Origin of the sequence: Actinomadura sp. 21ATH, assembly GCF_041951345.1 — a bacterium.
Taxonomy (GTDB): domain Bacteria; phylum Actinomycetota; class Actinomycetes; order Streptosporangiales; family Streptosporangiaceae; genus Spirillospora.
The window spans coordinates 127,931-144,618 of the sequence record NZ_JBGNUR010000003.1; the positions used below are offsets into that span (position 1 = coordinate 127,931).

The 16,688-nt window shown below is 73.4% G+C and carries 17 protein-coding genes; all 17 read left to right on the forward strand.

Annotated features, from left to right (window positions below):
• The first annotated feature begins 176 nt into the window (after positions 1 to 176).
• The 17 genes from ACA361_RS12905 (at position 177) to ACA361_RS12985 (ending at position 16,685) form a co-directional block, all read left to right on the forward strand.
• Positions 177 to 1,397 (forward strand): cytochrome P450, encoded by a 1,221-nt coding sequence (locus ACA361_RS12905; protein ID WP_375012144.1) that lies wholly within the window; start codon positions 177 to 179, stop codon positions 1,395 to 1,397.
• A 240-nt stretch (positions 1,398 to 1,637) separates the two neighbouring features.
• On the forward strand, positions 1,638 to 3,293 hold the full coding sequence (locus ACA361_RS12910) for a sensor histidine kinase (RefSeq protein WP_375012145.1): 1,656 nt from the start codon (positions 1,638 to 1,640) through the stop codon (positions 3,291 to 3,293).
• A gap of 91 nt (positions 3,294 to 3,384) precedes the next feature.
• Complete coding sequence (locus ACA361_RS12915; RefSeq protein ID WP_375012146.1) at positions 3,385 to 3,789, forward strand: roadblock/LC7 domain-containing protein; 405 nt, start codon at positions 3,385 to 3,387, stop codon at positions 3,787 to 3,789.
• Positions 3,786 to 4,148, forward strand: a complete 363-nt coding sequence (locus ACA361_RS12920) for a DUF742 domain-containing protein (protein ID WP_366616640.1) — start codon at positions 3,786 to 3,788, stop codon at positions 4,146 to 4,148. The genes ACA361_RS12915 and ACA361_RS12920 overlap by 4 nt, the downstream gene beginning before the upstream one ends.
• Complete coding sequence (locus tag ACA361_RS12925) at positions 4,129 to 4,818, forward strand: ATP/GTP-binding protein (protein WP_375012147.1); 690 nt, start codon at positions 4,129 to 4,131, stop codon at positions 4,816 to 4,818. The genes ACA361_RS12920 and ACA361_RS12925 overlap by 20 nt, the downstream gene beginning before the upstream one ends.
• Complete coding sequence (locus ACA361_RS12930; protein ID WP_375012148.1) at positions 4,815 to 6,059, forward strand: cytochrome P450; 1,245 nt, start codon at positions 4,815 to 4,817, stop codon at positions 6,057 to 6,059. The genes ACA361_RS12925 and ACA361_RS12930 overlap by 4 nt, the downstream gene beginning before the upstream one ends.
• Positions 6,060 to 6,199: 140 nt before the next feature.
• Complete coding sequence (locus tag ACA361_RS12935) at positions 6,200 to 7,711, forward strand: FAD-dependent oxidoreductase (RefSeq protein WP_375012149.1); 1,512 nt, start codon at positions 6,200 to 6,202, stop codon at positions 7,709 to 7,711.
• A gap of 14 nt (positions 7,712 to 7,725) precedes the next feature.
• Entirely contained in the window at positions 7,726 to 8,853 is a 1,128-nt protein-coding gene (locus ACA361_RS12940; protein ID WP_375012150.1) for a hypothetical protein, read from the forward strand.
• 4 nt (positions 8,854 to 8,857) lie between these two features.
• Complete coding sequence (locus ACA361_RS12945) at positions 8,858 to 9,487, forward strand: TetR/AcrR family transcriptional regulator (protein ID WP_375012151.1); 630 nt, start codon at positions 8,858 to 8,860, stop codon at positions 9,485 to 9,487.
• Positions 9,488 to 9,517: 30 nt separating this feature from the next.
• On the forward strand, positions 9,518 to 10,213 hold the full coding sequence (locus ACA361_RS12950) for a DNA alkylation repair protein (protein WP_375012152.1): 696 nt from the start codon (positions 9,518 to 9,520) through the stop codon (positions 10,211 to 10,213).
• Between the two features lie 136 nt (positions 10,214 to 10,349).
• Positions 10,350 to 10,763 carry a VOC family protein gene (locus ACA361_RS12955; RefSeq protein WP_375012153.1) on the forward strand — a complete coding sequence of 138 codons (414 nt, stop codon included), beginning with the start codon at positions 10,350 to 10,352 and terminating at the stop codon, positions 10,761 to 10,763.
• Positions 10,764 to 10,825: 62 nt separating this feature from the next.
• Positions 10,826 to 11,812, forward strand: coding sequence for a BtrH N-terminal domain-containing protein (locus ACA361_RS12960; protein WP_375012154.1), 987 nt, complete (start codon positions 10,826 to 10,828; stop codon positions 11,810 to 11,812).
• Positions 11,813 to 11,925: 113 nt separating this feature from the next.
• Positions 11,926 to 12,366 (forward strand): hypothetical protein, encoded by a 441-nt coding sequence (locus ACA361_RS12965; RefSeq protein ID WP_375012155.1) that lies wholly within the window; start codon positions 11,926 to 11,928, stop codon positions 12,364 to 12,366.
• A gap of 72 nt (positions 12,367 to 12,438) precedes the next feature.
• Positions 12,439 to 13,470 (forward strand): zinc-binding dehydrogenase, encoded by a 1,032-nt coding sequence (locus tag ACA361_RS12970; protein WP_375012156.1) that lies wholly within the window; start codon positions 12,439 to 12,441, stop codon positions 13,468 to 13,470.
• Between the two features lie 22 nt (positions 13,471 to 13,492).
• The gene (locus ACA361_RS12975) at positions 13,493 to 14,122 is read left to right on the forward strand and encodes a TetR/AcrR family transcriptional regulator (RefSeq protein WP_375012157.1); all 630 of its coding nucleotides are present in this window, start codon (positions 13,493 to 13,495) and stop codon (positions 14,120 to 14,122) included.
• Between the two features lie 68 nt (positions 14,123 to 14,190).
• Positions 14,191 to 15,912, forward strand: coding sequence for a thiamine pyrophosphate-binding protein (locus tag ACA361_RS12980; protein ID WP_375012158.1), 1,722 nt, complete (start codon positions 14,191 to 14,193; stop codon positions 15,910 to 15,912).
• Between the two features lie 14 nt (positions 15,913 to 15,926).
• Positions 15,927 to 16,685, forward strand: a complete 759-nt coding sequence (locus ACA361_RS12985; RefSeq protein ID WP_375012159.1) for an SDR family NAD(P)-dependent oxidoreductase — start codon at positions 15,927 to 15,929, stop codon at positions 16,683 to 16,685.
• The last annotated feature ends 3 nt before the right edge of the window (positions 16,686 to 16,688 follow it).

The window sequence follows — 16,688 nt, forward strand, 5'->3', positions numbered from 1 at the left end:
CCTCGTGATCATTCGTTCGATCACTTGTGTCCGGTGAACCGTTCCGGTTCCACGAAGATCTGATGCGGCACCGGGGCCGCACCATTAATCCTTCCGTCACCTTGCGACAGGTGATCAGAAAGGATATTCATGAACGCGTCTTACAAACAGCCTCCCACAACTTCAAATGGGGTCGAATGACAACGAGCTTGCCCGCCTTCCCCGCCACCGGCGAAGCGCCGCTCGACACGTGCGTACGGCTGCGGGAGATCGCCCCCGTGGTCGAGGTGGAGTTCCCCGGAGGCGTCCCGGCGTACCTGGCGCTGACCCATGACGCGGTACGGGAGATCCTGGCCGGGGACAACAGGACCTTCCTGCGGGACCCGAAGCACTGGCCCGCCCTGCACGACGGAACGATCCCCGAGGACTGGCCGCTGCGCGCCATCGTCCAGGGCGGGCACCTGTCCACCAAGGACGGCGGCGACCACCGGCGGCTGCGCGGGCTGGTCGTCAAGGCGTTCACGCCGGCCCGGGTGCGGATGATGGAGCCGCGCGTCCAGCAGATCGTGGACGGCCTGCTGGACGACGTTGCGGCCGCCGGCGACGGCGTGGACCTGGTCCCGGCCTTCACCGAGGCGCTGCCGATGTGGGTGATCTGCGAGCTGTTCGGCGTGCCCGCGGAGGACCGGCCGAAGATGCGCCGCTGGACGGCCGCGCTGCTGGCGCACACCACTCCCCCGGAAGAGGCGTTCGCGACGCAGAACGCCCTGCAGGCGTACCTGCACGAGCTGGTGGAGCGCAAGCTCCGGGAGCCCGGCGACGACCTCACCTCCGGCCTGGTCCAGGCCCGCGACGAGGGCGACCGGCTCACCACCGAGGAACTGGTCGGCGTGCTGTGGCTGATGCTCGTCGCCGGCCACGAGACCACCGTCCACCTGCTGGGCCACGCGATCGTGGCGCTGGCGCAGAACCCCGACCAGCTGGCGCTCGCCAAGGCCGGGGACCGGTGGGGCGACGTGGTCGAGGAGACCCTGCGGTACCGCCACTCGGTGATGATGACCAGCTTCCGCTTCACCGCGGAGGACGTCACCATCGCCGGCGTGCCCATCCCCAAGGGGCAGGCGGTCGGCGTGGTGTACCAGGCGAGCGGGATCGACCCGGCGGAGCACGGGGAGAGCGCGGACCGGTTCGACATCACCCGGGAGCAGAACGGGCGCATCGGCTTCGGCCACGGCCCCCGCTACTGCATCGGCGCGTCCCTCGCGCGGCTGGAGGGCCGGCTGGCGCTCGCCTCCCTGTACCGCCGGATGCCGGACCTCGCCCTGGCCATCGACCCGGGCGAAATCCCCTACTCCCCGTCGTTCTTCACGGTCGGCCCGCTCTCCCTGCCGGTCACCCTGGGCACCGTCCGCCCCTGACACCCCGGACGTCCCGGACCGCTCCGGGGCGGCCCGGCGGCTCCGGCCGCCGGGCCGCGCCCGTCCGCCCTGGTCAGAGATGTGACGTTTGCCGCGTGTGGGAGAGATCCGCGTTTTCTGTAACTAGCTGTGCGCACGAGCGTTATGGTGCATCCTTATCACGCCTTATTCCGTTATGGCCGCCAGGCAGTGGACCGACGATTCCGGCGCCAGTCACCAACGCTCACAAGGACACGATGGATGGCAACACGAGCAGGTCGAGCACGCATCGAGCGCGCCGCGCTGGAACGCGCGTTCTGGATCTGGCTGGCCGCGGCGATCGTCACCGGCGGCGCCTGGCTGGGCACGCTGCTGGCCGTTGACGAGCGGTCGCGCGCGCTGGTCGCGGCCGGCGGCGGCGCGGCGGCGCTGGCGCTCAGCCTCGCGGTCGGCGTCGCGGCCTACCACTTCCAGGAGGCCAGGGCCGCCCGCGCCCGGCTCGCCCGGACGCAGGCCGAGAGCGACCGGCTGGAGCGCAGGCTCAGCGAACTGGTCGAGGGGCCGCTGCCCGCGCTGATCGCCCGCCTCCACGAAGGGGCGGCGCCGAACGAGACGCTGGCCGAGCTGCGGACCGTACCCGACCATCTGCTCGGACGCCTGGTGCGCGTGGTGGCGGAGGGCGTCGCCGTGAGCGAGCACAAGGCCGCCCGGGCGCGGGCCGAGCTGGCCGCCCTGCAGGGCGACGCCGCACGGCTGGCCGACTCGACGCTGCCCACCCTGATCGACCGGGTCCGCGGCGACCGCGCCTCCGCGGCGTCCGTGCTGGCCGAGCTTCCGGCGCCCGCGGACGAGGCGCTGGACCGGCTCCTGCACCGGCTCGCCGACGACCTCGCCGCGGGCGAGCGCACCAGGGCGTCCGCCATGGCCTCCTGCGCGAGCGCGGCGGCCCGGATCCAGGCGCAGACCACCCGCATGCTGGCGCGGCTGCGCGAGCTGGAGGACCAGTACCACGAGGACGAGGTCTTCGGCGACCTGCTCGACCTCGACCACCACGTCTCCCAGATGGGGCGCCTGGCCGACAGCATCGCGCTGCTCAGCGGCGGGCGCACCGGGCGGCGCTGGACCCGGCCGATCGTGCTGGAGAGCGTCATCCGCGGCGCCATGGGCCGGATCGCCTCCTACCAGCGCGTCCAGTACCACTCGGTCAGCAACGCCGCCATCGCCGGGTTCGCCGCCGAGGGCGTGATGCACGTCCTCGCCGAGCTGATGGACAACGCCGCGAACTTCTCCCCGCACGGCACCGCCGTGCACGTCTACGCCGAGGAGGAGGACGCCGGCGTCGTCGTCACCATCGAGGACAGCGGCCTGGGCATGCGGCAGCGCGAGCGGGAGCGCGCCGAGCGGCTGGTCTCCGAGGCCGCCGACCTGACCTCGCTGCCCGGCACCCGGCTGGGCCTGGCGGTGGTGGGACGGCTCGCGGGCAAGCACGGCCTGCGGGTCAGCTTCCGGCCGTCCTCGCGCGGCGGCATCGGCGTCGTGGTGCTGATCCCGCGCCGGCTCATCTCGCACCCCTCCGGCGACGCCTCCGGGGAGACCCTGGCGGAGTCCGTCCAGAGCGCCCCCCGCGGCACTCCCCTGCCCGGCTCGGCGGAACGCGTCCCGGCCGCGGTCGGGGCCTCCGCGGCGGCGCCCGCCGCGGACGGCCCCGGCGCGGACGGCTCCGGCACGGATCCGTACCTGCCCAAGCGGCGCCGCGGCGCCACGCTCACCGGGACGGTCGGGCGGCAGGCGGCGCCGGCCCCCAAGCCCCGCGACCCGGGAGCGCGGTTCGCCGCCTTCCGCGAGTCCGCCTCGGGGCGCCGGACGGCCGAGGACGGACCCGCGTCCAGTGCGTCCCCCGAAGACACCGACCAGTAGGGCCGCGGCCCGGGCATCCGCGCCCGGATCGCAGATCGACAGATAGGAGGCAGGGGCGTGCATCCGCGGCGGGCGCCGTCCCGTGATCTTGATGAGCACCGATGAGCGTCAACTCGACTGGCTGCTGGCGTCCCTCGCGGACCGGGCCCCCGGGATCCAGCACGTCCTGGTGCTGTCCAGGGACGGCCTGAAGATCTGCCACACCCGCGGCCTGGACGACGACCGGGCCGACCAGCTCGCGGCCATCGCCTCGGGAATCCAGAGCCTGTCCCTGACCGCCTCCCACGAGTTCGGGAGCGGCGCCGGCGCCGGCCAGTCGATGATGGAGTTCGCCGGCGGGCTGCTGCTGATCATCCCGGCCGGCGAGGGGGCGCACCTGGCCGTGGTGGCCCACGAGGACGCCGACGTCGGCCTGGTCGGGCACAGCATGAACGAACTCGTGGAGCAGATCGGCGGCTATCTGACCGCGGCACCGCGCACTCCCGCGCCGAGATGAACCCGCGCCCGCTGGACCTCGACGGGCCGGACCGGCTCTACACCGTGACCCGCGGCCGCAGCCGGGCCGACGGCGCGGACTTCGACCTGGTCACGCTGGTCGTCGCCGAGAACGAGGCGGCGCCCGGGATGCAGTCCGAGCACGTCACGATCCTGCGGCTGTGCCGCCACGAGCCGGTGGCGGTGGTCGAGCTGTCCTCGCATTTGAGACTCCCGGTGAGCGTGGTGAAGATCCTGCTGCTCGACCTCCGCGACACCGGCCACATCACCGTCCGCCATCCGACGTCGGCCACCGCGACGACCCACCTGGCCGACCTGGAAACGTTGAAGCAGGTGCTCGTTGGACTCCAAGACCTCTGACCACGCGGCGGACCCCGGGGGCGGCGCCGCGCCGGCCGGCCCCGCCGGCGGGGTGCCGCTGCGCCGCACCGCCCGGGACGCCCTGAAGATCGTGATCGTGGGCGGGTTCGGCGTCGGGAAGACCACCATGGTCGGCTCGATCTCCGAGATCCGCCCGCTGAGCACCGAGGAGGTCATGACGAAGGCCGGTGTCGGCATCGACGACCCCAGCCGCGTCGCCGACAAGCGGACGACCACGGTCGCGTTCGACTTCGGCCGGATCTCCCTGGACGACCACCGCGTGCTGTACCTGTTCGGCGCGCCCGGCCAGAAGCGGTTCTGGTTCGTCTGGGACCAGCTGTTCTCCGGCAGCCTGGGCGCGGTGGTCATGGTGGACACCCGCCGCCTGGAGGACTCCTTCTACCCGCTGGACCGGCTGGAGCACCACAGGATGCCGTTCGTGGTGGCGGTCAACCGGTTCGACGAGCCCGGGCCGCGGCCCTCGCTGGACCAGGTGCGGGACGCGCTGTCGCTGAGCGCGGACGTCCCGCTGGTCGACTGCGACGCCCGGGTCCGGGACTCGTGCAAGAGCGTGCTGATCACGCTCGTCCGGCACCTCACCACCCTCCACGACCCCTCCGCGCCCGGCGCGCTCGCCGGGCCCGCCGCTCTCCAGGAGGCCGCGCAGTGACCGAAGAGGCCGTCCGGCCGCACATCGACGAGGGCGCCGTCCGCCTGTACGGGCCGGAGTTCGACCAGCGGCCGCGGGACTTCTTCCAGCAGATGCGCCGCGAGCACGGCCCGGTCGTGCCGGTCCTGCTCGAAGGCGACGTCCCCGCCTGGTACGTGATCGGCTACCGCGAGGTCAACCACGTCACCGGCAACCCCGGCCTGTTCGCCCGCGACACCCGCCGCTGGAACGCGTGGGACATGGTGCCGGAGAACTGGTCGCTGCTGCCGTTCGTCGGCTGGAACCCGTCGGTGATGCTCGCCGAGGGGCAGGAGCACCAGCGGCGCAGCGCGGCGATCAGCGACGCGCTGGACGCCGTCGACCGCACGGAGCTGGGCGACAGCTGCGAGCGCGTCGCCGACCGGCTGATCGACGGGTTCGCCGGGGACGGCGAGGCCGACCTGATCAGCCAGTTCGCCGACCGGCTCCCGCCGCTGGTGGTGGCGGGGCTGTTCGGCGTCCCGGACGCCGAGGTGCCCGAGATGATCCGGGACGTCATGGCCGTGGCGGGCTCGGACGAGAACGCCGTCCCCGCGCACCAGCGCCTCCAGGAGCGGATGCGCGCGCTGGCCGAGGCGCGCAGGGTGCGTCCCGGGCCGGACGTCACGTCCCGCATGCTGCAGCACCCCGCGGACCTCACCGTGGACGAGCTGGTCAACGACCTGATCCCGATGATGAGCGCCGGGCACCTGCCGACCGGCCACTGGATCGGGAACGCGCTGCGGCTGATGCTGGTCGACGACCAGTTCGCGGTGACGCTCCAGGGCGGCCGCGGCAGCGTCGCGCAGGCGCTCAACCAGGTGCTGTGGGAGGACACGCCGTCCCAGAACAACATCGGCCGCTTCGCCGTGCACTCCTGCGAGCTGGGCGGGCGCCGGATCCGCACCGGCGACATGCTGATCCTGGGCTGGGCCGCGGCCAACGCGGACCCGCAGGTGCAGCCACCCGCCCACGGTGAGAGCGTCGCCAACCGCGCCCACCTGTCCTTCGGGCACGGCGAGCACGGCTGCCCGTTCCCGGCGCCCGAACTCGCCGAGATCATCGCCAGGACGGCGGTCGAGGTGCTGCTCGACCGGCTGCCGGACATCGACCTGGCGGTACGGCCCGAAGAGCTGATGTGGCTCCCCTCGTTCTGGGTTCGCCGCCTGGCCGCCCTCCCGGTCACCTTCAGCCCGGCCACGGCCCTGCATCCGGCCGGCTGAGCGGCCGGCCGGCTGAGCGGCCGGCCGGCTGAGCGGCCGGCCGGATCCCGCCTCCGGGGCCCGCCTTCGGAGGCGGGCTGTTGACCCGCCACGCCTCAGATCATACATTCATGCAACATCTGTATGAATGGAGGCTCGGGATGCGCGGAGAGACGGCCGTGGTGCTCGGCGGCAGCGTGGCGGGGCTGTGCGCGGCGGGAGTGCTCGCGAAGCACTTCGACCGGGTGGTCGTCCTGGAGCGGGACCGGCTGCCACCGGACGCCGAGCACCGCCGCGGCGTGCCGCAGAGCAAGCACCCGCACTTCCTCCTCAACTCCGGCCGGCGCGCCATCGGCGAGATCTTCCCCGGGTTCGAGGAGGCGCTCATCGCCGCGGGCGGGATGCGCCTGATGCCGTCGATGGACGCCGCCTACTGCGAGAACGACGGCTGGGCGCCGCGCAAGTCCGGCTCGATGACGATGGTCTACAGCTCCCGCGTCCTCATCGAACGGGTCCTGCGCGACAAGGTCCGCGAGTCGCCGGCCATCGAGATCCGCGAGGGCGCGACCGTCACCGGGCTCCGGACCTCCGGCGGCGGCACCCCGCGCGGCCGCGTCGAGGGCGTCGAGTTCGGCACGGACGACGGCGGCGCGGAGGCGCTGGCCGCCGACCTGGTCGTGGACGCGCTGGGCCGCGGCTCCTCGGTCGCCGACTGGCTCACCGCGGCCGGCTGGCCGGCCCCGCCCGAGCGCACCCTCGACGCCAAGGTCACCTACACCTCCCGCTGGTACGACCTGCCGCCCGCCGACCGGCGCCCGAGCACGTGGTGGTGGAAGCACCTGGTCATCACGCCCACCCAGGACACCGGCACCCATCCCGACGAGCACGAGTTCCTCAGCAACTTCTTCCCGATCGAGGGCGACCGGGCCATCGTGTGCATGGGGTCCTGGGGCCTGCCGATGCCGCGCAAGGCCGACGCGTTCGAGGCCGCGGTGGACCGGGTGCGCGCCACGGCCTTCGGGGCGGCGGCGCGCGCCTGCACCCCGATCTCCGAGGTGCACCTGACCCGCTCCACCGGCAACAGGTGGCGCCGCTTCGACCTGCTCGACGCGCCTCCGGCGGGGCTGGTCGGCATCGGCGACTCGATCTGCGCGTTCAACCCGTTCTACGCGCAGGGGATGAGCTCGGCCGCCCGCTCGGCGCTCATCCTCGGCGAACTGCTGCGCGGCCGCGGCGCCCTGGACGCGGCGTTCACCCGCGAGTTCCTGGCCCGGCAAAAGAAGTCCCTCGACGTGCCGTGGATGCTCGCGATGGCGCGCGACCAGGCGTACGACTTCGCGACCGGCAGCGAGGTCGCCCCCCGCTGGCGGCGCCGGCTGGCCGCCCGCCTCAGCTGGCCGGTCTTCAACGCGATCAACGCCGCGAGCCGCGAGGACGCCTACGTCGAGCAGACCTTCGCCAAGGTCTTCAACCTCGACAGGTCCCTGAGGGAGATGGCCGCCGACCCGCGGTTCTGGTTCGGCATCGCGCGCTACAAGGTGCGGCAGAGGCTCGGCCGCACGGTCGTGCCCGGCGGGTTCGACGAACGGAAGGACCCGCCGGGGACCGACTACACCGGCTACACGCGCGCCGCGCGGCGGCCGTCCGCCGACGCCGACACCGTCGGCGCCTGACCCGGGAGCGAGCGATGGACCACACCTGCGAAGCGGCGGCCGAGCGGCTCGCCGAAGGACTGGGCTTCTCCTGCCGGGACGCCGAACCCGTGATGGACCTCCGCAGCCCGTTCGGGCTGGAGAACGGCACCATGCCGGTCCTCGAACTGCTCATCGTCGGCGGCGCGGTGTTCGCGCTCGTCCACGCGTGGCGCCGGTGGCGGCGCGACGGCGACCCGGTCAACATCTCGCTGTGGTTCGCCTCGGTCGTCTACCTGGCCGTGATCGAGCCGCCGCTGTACTTCCCGGGCTGGTTCGGCCTGGAGGAGCACGTCGGGTTCATCTTCTCCCACAACGTGTTCACCGTGCAGTTCATGTACGACCGGCTCCCGCTCTACATCGTGGCCTTCTACCCCGCGCTGTCGCAGCTCGCGTACGAGCTGGTCCGGGCCCTGGGCGTCTTCGCGCGGCGCGGGCCGCTGCTCGGCTCGGTGGCGGTCGCGTTCGCCTGCCAGGTCTTCTACGAGATCTTCGACCATCTCGGGCCCCAGCTGAAGTGGTGGGCGTGGAACCCCGGCAACGAGATGATCAACCAGCCCGCCCTCGCGTCGGTGCCGATGAACAGCATGCTGCTGTTCGCCTCGGTCTCGTTCGGCGCGATGACGTACCTCGTCGTGCGCCTGGCCGGCCGGGACGGCGGCGGCGCGCTCACCGGCCCGGGGATCGCCTGGCGGACCGCCGTCGCCGGCGCCGCGACCCCGCTGGCCATGATCATCGTGAGCGCCCCCAGCGGCGCGTTCCGCGGAGAGGGCCAGCTCGGGATCCAGCGGGCCATCCTGGGCGCCGAGCTCCTCGCCGTCTGGCTCGCCGGCCTCTACCTGCTCGCGGACGCCTGGCGCGCGCGGCGGGCCGGCGCGGTGGAGCCGATGGCGTCGCCGCTGTTCGTGCGCGTCTACCCGGCCGCCTACCTCGGCGTCCACGTCATCCTGTGGCTGGGGGCGCTGCCCGCGTACTTCGCGGCGACCGGCGGCGTCACCGAGCAGGGCACCCCGGTCGGCAGCCTGTGGTACGCCGCGCTCTGCGCCGCCGCCGCGGCCGGGCTCCTCGCCGCCGCGATCCGCGCGACCGCGGCACGGGCGGCCCCGGAGCCTGTGAGATCCTAGGGCGATGGCGCGCCACGGCTGGGGAGGACGGCCTCCCGCATCGGATGCCGAGGCGCGCCAGCGCATCATCGACGCGACCGCCCGCTGCGTCGACCGGCACGGCGTCGCCAAGACGACCCTCTCCGACGTGGCCGCCGAGCTGGGCGTCACCCGCCAGACCGTCTACCGGCACTTCGCCCGGATCAGCGACATCATCGGCGAGGTCGCGGCCCAGGGGGCGGAGTCGTTCGTCGACCGGCTGGTCGCCCACCTCCAGGGGATCGAGGATCCGGCCGAGGCCGTCGTCGAGGGCATGCTCTTCTGCGTGCGCGCCATCCCGACCGAGCCGCATCTGAGCCTGCTGCTCCAGCTCGGCGACTCCACCGCGTTCGGCCGCGGGGCCACCACCGCGGACGCCATCGCCTACGGCGCCCGGATGCTGCGGCGGTTCCCCGTCGACTGGGACGCCGCCGGCGTCGGCGAGGACGACCTCAACGGGCTCGCCGAGATCATCATGCGGCTGCTGTCGTCGTTCCTCCAGCACCCGAGCGAGCCGCCGCGCGAGGAGGCGCGGCTGCGGGCCCTCCTGCACCGCTGGCTGGCCCCCGCGCTGCGTCGCGAGACGGTCTCCGGTCGTAGCCTGAACGTAGGCTGAGACCCCGCACGCGACGGACGGGAGGCCGGGATGGCTGGGACGGCTGGGACGACGGTGACCGAGACGGCCGTGGCCGAGGTGATGGCCGAGCTGGCCGCCCTCGACGACCCGAAGGCCCGCGCGGTGAACGAGCGGCACGGTGACGATCACGGTGTGAACCTCGGCAGGCTTCGCGCGATCGCGAAGCGGCTGAAGACGCAGCAGGAGCTGGCGCGCCGGCTCTGGGCGACCGGCGACACCGCCGCCCGGCTGCTGGCGCTGCTGATCTGCCGCCCCAAGGCGTTCGAGCGCGCCGAGCTGGACGCCATGCTGCGCGAGGCGCGCGCCCCCAAGGTGCACGACTGGCTCGTGAACTACGTGGTGAAGAAGGGCCCGCACGCCGAGGAGCTGCGCCTGGCCTGGTCCGCCGACCCGGACCCGGTGGTCGCGAGCGCCGGCTGGGCCCTGACCACCGAACGCGTGGCGAAGAAGCCCGAGGGGCTCGACCTCGCCGGGCTGCTCGACGTCATCGAGGCGCGGATGAAGGACGCCCCCGACCGGCTCCAGTGGGCGATGAACCACTGCCTCGCCCAGATCGGGATCGACCATCCCGAGCACCGCGCCCGCGCCGTCGCGATCGGCGAGCGCCTGGAGGTGCTCAAGGACTACCCGACCTCCCCGGGCTGCACGTCCCCGTTCGCGCCCGTCTGGATCGCCGAGATGGTGCGCCGGAAGAACGGCGGGTAGGGCGCGGGAAGGGCGCGCTCCCGCGCGTGCAGCATCGGTCAGGTTTCGAGAAGCGCCGGCCCCCGGTCCGTACATAGCGTCTTCCCATGGACGCCGCCGCTCGCGGCGCGCACACCTCGAACCAGGGAGACCCGGCATGAAGGCGCACGTCAGCTCGATCCTGCTCGCCGTCGAGGACATGGACCGCGCGAAGCGGTTCTACACGGAGGGGCTCGGCTGGAAGATCAAGAACGACTGGGGCATCTCGGTGTTCTTCGAGTCGGACGGGGCCTCCCCCGTCGGCTTCTACGGCCGCGAGGGCCTGGCCGACCAGGTGGGGACGAGCCCGGAGGGCAGCGGCTTCAGCGGGCTGGTCCTCACCTACGTCGTCCGTTCCGAGGCGCGGGTCGACGAGATCATCGGCGAGGCCGAGAAGGCCGGCGCCACCGTTCTCAAGCCGCCCGCCGCCCTGCCGTGGGGCGGGTACGGCGCCACCTTCGCCGACCCGGACGGCTACATCTGGAGCCTCGCCTACAGCGACCAGGGCGAGGACCAGCCGTACGCGGAGTAGCCCGCCCGGGCCACCGGACCGCGCCTGGACCCTCCCACCGTGGGAGGGTCCAGCATGGTGGCATGACCACGGTGACGGACATCGACGCCCGCGGCGGGCTGCACTGCGAGACGACGGCGCTGGGCGTGCTGCTGCGGCACGAGGGGCTCGACCTGTCCGAGCCCATGCTCTTCGGCCTCGGCTCCGGCCTGTCGTTCGTCTACTGGGACGCCAGGAACATGGACTTCCCCTTCCTCGGCGGGCGGGTCAGGCCGTTCGAGCTCACCAGGAACCTGGCCGCCGCGCTCGGGCTGGAGCTCCAGGTCCGGGAGACCGCCTCGCCCCGCCGGGGCTGGGAGAACGTGGCGGCCGCCATCGACGCCGGCCGGCCCGTCGGGCTCCAGCTCGACAGCCACCACCTGGACTACTTCGGGTCGAAGGCGCACTTCGGCGGTCATGTCGTCGCCATGTACGGCTACGACGACCGCGACGCCTTCCTCGTGGACACCGCCCAGCAGGGCGGGGCGGTGTCCACGAGCCTGGCCGGCCTCGCCAGGGCCAGGGCCGAACGCGGCCCGATGACCGCCAGGCACCGCTCGTTCACGCTCGCGGCGCCGCCGGTCCCGCCCGACCCGCGGGAACGGCTCGTTCCCGCGATCACCGCCTGCGCCGGGGCCTTCCTCGACCCGCCCATCGCCAACCTCGGGCACCGCGGCATCGCGAAGGCCGGCACGCTCGTCCCCGGGTGGCTCCAGCGGGCCGGGGATCCGGAACGGGACCTGCCGCAGGCCGCCCTGCTGATGGAGAAGGCGGGCACGGGCGGCGCCCTGTTCCGCAACCTCTACCGCGACTTCCTCGCCGAATGCGCCGAACTGGTCGGCGGCGGCCCGCTGCGCACCGGGCACCGGCTGTACGCGGAGGCCGCCGTCCTGTGGACGGAGGTCGCGGCGCTGATCGCGAAGGCCGGCGAGTCGGCCGACGCGCGGCACCTGGTGCGGGCGGGCGCCGTCCTGCACGACCTGGCCCGCATCGAGCGCGAGGCCATGCTGGCGCTGAGCGCCCTCGGTTGAGCGCCCTCGCTTGAGACCGAACCAGATTCGCCCGCCGGCCGTCACACCATTCGGCCGCCCCATCGGCCGGGTTCTCGCGCCCGGCCGGCGGCCGCTCTTACGGGAGGGCGAGAATGCGCTGGAAAATGGTGTCCGCGGTCGTACTGCTGCCGGTTCTCGGGCTCACCGCCTCGTGCTCGACGGAGAACACGGCCCTCAGGCAGATCCAGCCGGACACGACGGTCTACATCGACGGCTGGGACGAGGACGCCGACGCCGGCGACCGGGCCATGGTGGAGCAGAAGCCCTCGGGGATGTGGGTCGTGCCCGCGAACGCGCCGTTCCGCACCCGCCGTGTCGGCGGCTTCACGGTCCGCGTGACATTGGACGCCAAGCGCGGATTCGTCGTCAACGACCTGGGCGGTACCGCGGTCGGCAAGGACCACGACAACTGCCTTGAGAACGGCGAGACCTATGCCTTCGTCACCGTGCCGGCGAATTCGCTGAGGTGGGAGCCCGCGAACACCGACTCGTCCGCCAGTGACGACGACTGCTCGGTCCTTCCGGAGGACTGATCCGGCCGCTGGCCCGCGCCCATCCGGGACTTTAGTATCGATCGATACTTCGGTATCGGTCCGGGAGGTCGGATGCTCGCCGCTTACACCACGGCCTCGGGGGTGCGGGTCGGGGAGGTGCCGGAGCCCGCCGCGGGACCGGGGCAGGTGCTGGTCGCGCCGCTCTCCGCGGGGATCTGCGGCTCCGACCTCCACATGGTCGACGAGTTCGCGGCCTTCGGCGACGAGGCGCCGCGGATCGTGCTGGGGCACGAGTTCTGCGCGGAGATCCTCGAACGCGGACCGGAGACCTCCGGGCGGTTCCGTCCCGGCGACCGGGTCGTGTCGGTCCCGTACGCGGACGGCCCTTCGGGCCCCGAGGGGCTCGGGCTGTCGCCGGTGCTGCCGGGCGGGTTCGCGCAGCGGGCCGTGATGCAGGAGTCGCTGCTGCTGCGCGTGCCGGACGGCATGCCGGACGACCACGCCGCGCTGACCGAGCCGCTCGCGGTGGCCGTCCACGCCGTCCGGGCGGCCCGGCCCGCCGCCGGGGACGTCGCGCTGGTGGTCGGGTGCGGGCCGATCGGGCTCGCGGTGATCGCGGTCCTCAAGGCCGAGGGGCACGGGCCGGTGGTCGCCGCGGACTTCTCCCCGGCGCGCCGGGCCCTGGCCGAGCGGCTGGGCGCCGACATCGTGGTGGATCCCGCCGAGTCGTCCCCCTACGAGCGGTGGGCGGAGCTGGGGGTCGTCGAGCAGCCGCCCTCACCGCTGCTGCCGGCCGGGGTGCCGGCCGGGAACGCCGTCGCGTTCGAGTGCGTCGGCGCCCCGGGGCTGATCCAGCGGATCGTCGACGGCGTCCCGCGGCACACCAGGATCGTCGGCGTCGGCGTCGCCATGAAGCCCGACACGATCACGCCGGTGGCGGCGATCCTGAAGGAAGTGTCGATCACGTTCGTGTACGCGTACCGGCAGGAGGAGTTCGCGCACGCGCTCGGGCTCCTGGCCGGCGGCCGGGTCGACGCGGCGGCGTTCGTCACCGGGGGCGTCGGGCTCGACGGGGTCGCGGGCGCGTTCGCCGAGCTGCGCGCCCCTGACAGGCATGTGAAGATCCTTGTGCGTCCCCGGTGAAGGGGACCGCGATACTGGCCGTATGGCCTCATCGCATCCGGCGGCCCCGACGCTGCGCCAGCGCAAGCGGCAGCGGGCCCGGGAGGAGATCTACGCCGCGGCCCTGGACCTGCTGGCCGAACGGCCGTACGAGGAGATCACGATCGACGAGATCTGCGCGCGGGCGGAGGTCGGCCGGGCGTCCTTCTACCGGATCTACGGGGCGAAGGCGGGCCTGCTGCTGGAGTTCAACCACCGGCTGGCCAGGGACGCCCGCGAGGCGATGCCCGCGCACGAATCCGCGACCGCCGTGGAGCGGCTGCGGGCCGTCCAGCGCACGCTGGTGGCGCACTGGACCGCCACCGGCCCGGCGCTGCGGGAGATGCTGCGCGCCTTCCTGACCGAGGCCGGGCCCGCGCTGTTCTCCGCGGCCACGGAGGCGCCCCCGCATCCGGAGCTGCTGTCGCTGGTGGCGCGGATCGTCGAGCGCGGCCAGCGCACCGGGGAGCTCGACGCCCGGCTGGAGCCGTCGTTCGTCTCCTGGCTCGTCGTGACGGGGATGGCCACCGCCACCGGCCAGTGGATCACCGGCGGGGAGCGGGCGGATCTGGAGCGGGCCACCGGGGACGTGCTGGAGGTGCTGCTCGCCGGACTGGTCCGGCCGGTCCCGTAGGACCCTTGCCGCCAAACTGAAACTCAAGTATCAATTGAGATCTGAGTCTCATCCCGAGGAGGAGACGCGTGGATCTCAACGGCGGCACTCTCCTGGCGAGGACACTGGCCGAGACGGCCTCCATCGTGTTCACCCTCCACGGCGGGCATCTCGACTCCTTCTACAAGGGCTGCGCGGACGAGGGCATCGAGCTGCTCGACTTCCGGCACGAGGCCGCCGCCGTCAACGCCGCCGACGGGTACGCCCGCGTCACCGGCGGCCTCGGCGTCGCCGCCGTCACCAGCGGCCCCGGCTTCGCGAACGGCTTCGCCGGGATCACCCACGCCTACGCCGACGACGTCCCCCTCCTGGTCATCGTCGCCGCACCCCCGCTGCGCGAGGTCGAGACCCGCGAACTCCAGGGCGGGATCGACCAGATCGCCGCCCTCAAGCCGGTCACCAAGTGGGCGCACCGCATCACCACCCCTGAACGCATCCCCGACCTGGTCGGCCTCGCCGTCCGCCGCGCCCTGTCCGGCCGGCCCGGGCCGGTCGCGCTGGAACTCCCGATCGACGTGGCGTTCACCCCGGTGAACCCGGCGCACGTCAGGCCGGCGGGAGCCCCGCGGATCGGCGCCCGCCCCGCGCCCGGCCGCCGTGCGCTCGCCGCGGCGCTGGAGACGCTGGAGAGCGCGGAACGTCCCGTCGTCCTGGTGGGCGAGGGGGCGCGCTGGGCGCGGGACGACGCGGCGCTCGCCGAGTTCGCCGAGGCCACCGGCCTCCCCGTGCTGTACGGGGGCCCCGCCTCGCGCGGCCTCCCGCCCCGGCACCCGCTGAACGGCCACGGCGCCGGCTCCCTCGTCGCGCTCGCGATGTCGGGCGGCGGCTCCCCCGACGTGGTGCTCCTCCTCGGCTTCACCCCCGGCCTGTCGTCGGGCGGGCGGCCCGGGGCGGTCATCCCCGCCGACGCGAAGATCGTCCAGGTGGACGCCGACGCCGCCGAGATCGGGCGGCTCGGCCCCGTCCACGTCGCGGTGCAGGCCGACCCCGTCGAGACCATGGCCGCCCTGCTCGCCGCGCACGAGGGCCGCCCCTGGCGCGACCGCCGCGAGTGGGCGGAGAAGGTCGTGAACGCGCACCGGCTCATGGACCTGATGTACGCCGACGCCCCGGACGAGGTCGGCGGCCGGCTCCACCCGTACCACGCGACCAGGAACGCCCTCGCCGCCCTCGACCCCGGCGCGGTCGTCATCGCCGACGGCGGGGAGACCGCCGGCTGGGTCGGCTCGGCCATCACCGCCACCGAGCCCGCCCTGCTCCTCAACCACGGCCACCAGGGGCACCTGGGCATCGGGCACGGCATGGCCATCGGCGCGCAGCGCGCCGAACCCGGCCGCCGCGTCGTCCAGATCACCGGGGACGGCGCGGTCGGCTTCCACATCCAGGAGTTCGACACGATGGTGCGGCACGCGCTGCCCATCGTCACCGTCGTGCTGTCCAACGACACCTGGGGCATGTCGGTCCACGGCCAGGACGCCGTGCTCGGCGCGGGGAACGACCTCATCAGCCGGCTGGCCCCCACCCCGTACGAGAAGGTCGCGCAGGCGTTCGGCGCCCACGGCGAGCACGTCACCGAGATGGGCGAGGTCGGTCCCGCCGTCCGCCGCGCCCTCGACTCGGGCCGGCCCGCCCTCGTCAACCTCGCCGTCTCCAACGAGGTCGTTCATCCGATGACCACCGCCATGCTCGGCGACGTCCACGCGACCGACGAGATCGTCATCCCGTACTACGAGAACATCCCGCTCAAGTAGCGCATGGAGGAACCATGGCCGACGATCTGACGGGCCGGCACGCCCTGGTCACCGGTGCGGCGTCCGGGATCGGGCTGCGGTGCGCCCGCGCGCTGCACGGCGCCGGCGCGCGGGTCACGCTGCTCGACATCTCCGAAGAGGCGGTGTCGGGGCACGCGGCCGAACTCGGCGGCCGGGCGCAGGCGTTCGCCGCGGACGTGACCGACGAGGCGCGGGTCGAGGAGGCTGTCCGCGCCGCCACCGGCGCGTTCGGGCCGCTGCACGTCGCGGTGAACTCCGCCGGCTCGGGAACGTTCGGATCGGTGACCGACCTGCCGGTGTCCGAATGGCGCAGGGTCCTGGACCTGAACCTGACCGGGGTGTTCCTGTCGGTCAAGCACGAGGCCCGCGCCATGGCCGACGGCGGCTCGATCATCAACATCGCGTCCCTCAACGCCCGGCAGCCCGCGATGGGCTTCGCCGCCTACTGCGCCAGCAAGGCCGGCGTCGAGATGCTGACCAAGGTCGCCGCCATGGACCTCGGCGCGCGCGGCATCCGGGTCAACGCGATCGCCCCGGGCCTGGTCGACACGCCCCTCACCGCCGGCATCAAGGGCTCCGAACTGGAAGAGGAGTACCGGGACAACATCCCGCTCGGCCGCACCGGCACCCCGGACGACATCGCCCCGGTGGTCCTCTTCCTCGCCTCCGCGGCCAGCGGGTGGATGAGCGGGGACCTGCTCCTGGTGGACGGCGGCGCGCACACCATGCGCTACCCCCGCCTCGCGAAGTAGCAC

What these genes read in the sequence shown, in the direction of transcription:
- ACA361_RS12920 (WP_366616640.1), top strand. Translation starts at nt 3,786, where the DNA reads ATGAACCCGCGCCCGCTGGACCTCGACGGGCCGGACCGGCTCTACACC.
- ACA361_RS12960 (WP_375012154.1), top strand. Translation starts at nt 10,826, where the DNA reads ATGACCACGGTGACGGACATCGACGCCCGCGGCGGGCTGCACTGCGAG.
- ACA361_RS12915 (WP_375012146.1), top strand. Translation starts at nt 3,385, where the DNA reads ATGAGCACCGATGAGCGTCAACTCGACTGGCTGCTGGCGTCCCTCGCG.
- ACA361_RS12940 (WP_375012150.1), top strand. Translation starts at nt 7,726, where the DNA reads ATGGACCACACCTGCGAAGCGGCGGCCGAGCGGCTCGCCGAAGGACTG.
- ACA361_RS12965 (WP_375012155.1), top strand. Translation starts at nt 11,926, where the DNA reads ATGCGCTGGAAAATGGTGTCCGCGGTCGTACTGCTGCCGGTTCTCGGG.
- ACA361_RS12945 (WP_375012151.1), top strand. Translation starts at nt 8,858, where the DNA reads ATGGCGCGCCACGGCTGGGGAGGACGGCCTCCCGCATCGGATGCCGAG.
- ACA361_RS12955 (WP_375012153.1), top strand. Translation starts at nt 10,350, where the DNA reads ATGAAGGCGCACGTCAGCTCGATCCTGCTCGCCGTCGAGGACATGGAC.
- ACA361_RS12905 (WP_375012144.1), top strand. Translation starts at nt 177, where the DNA reads ATGACAACGAGCTTGCCCGCCTTCCCCGCCACCGGCGAAGCGCCGCTC.
- ACA361_RS12950 (WP_375012152.1), top strand. Translation starts at nt 9,518, where the DNA reads ATGGCTGGGACGGCTGGGACGACGGTGACCGAGACGGCCGTGGCCGAG.
- ACA361_RS12975 (WP_375012157.1), top strand. Translation starts at nt 13,493, where the DNA reads ATGGCCTCATCGCATCCGGCGGCCCCGACGCTGCGCCAGCGCAAGCGG.
- ACA361_RS12985 (WP_375012159.1), top strand. Translation starts at nt 15,927, where the DNA reads ATGGCCGACGATCTGACGGGCCGGCACGCCCTGGTCACCGGTGCGGCG.
- ACA361_RS12935 (WP_375012149.1), top strand. Translation starts at nt 6,200, where the DNA reads ATGCGCGGAGAGACGGCCGTGGTGCTCGGCGGCAGCGTGGCGGGGCTG.
- ACA361_RS12970 (WP_375012156.1), top strand. Translation starts at nt 12,439, where the DNA reads ATGCTCGCCGCTTACACCACGGCCTCGGGGGTGCGGGTCGGGGAGGTG.
- ACA361_RS12910 (WP_375012145.1), top strand. Translation starts at nt 1,638, where the DNA reads ATGGCAACACGAGCAGGTCGAGCACGCATCGAGCGCGCCGCGCTGGAA.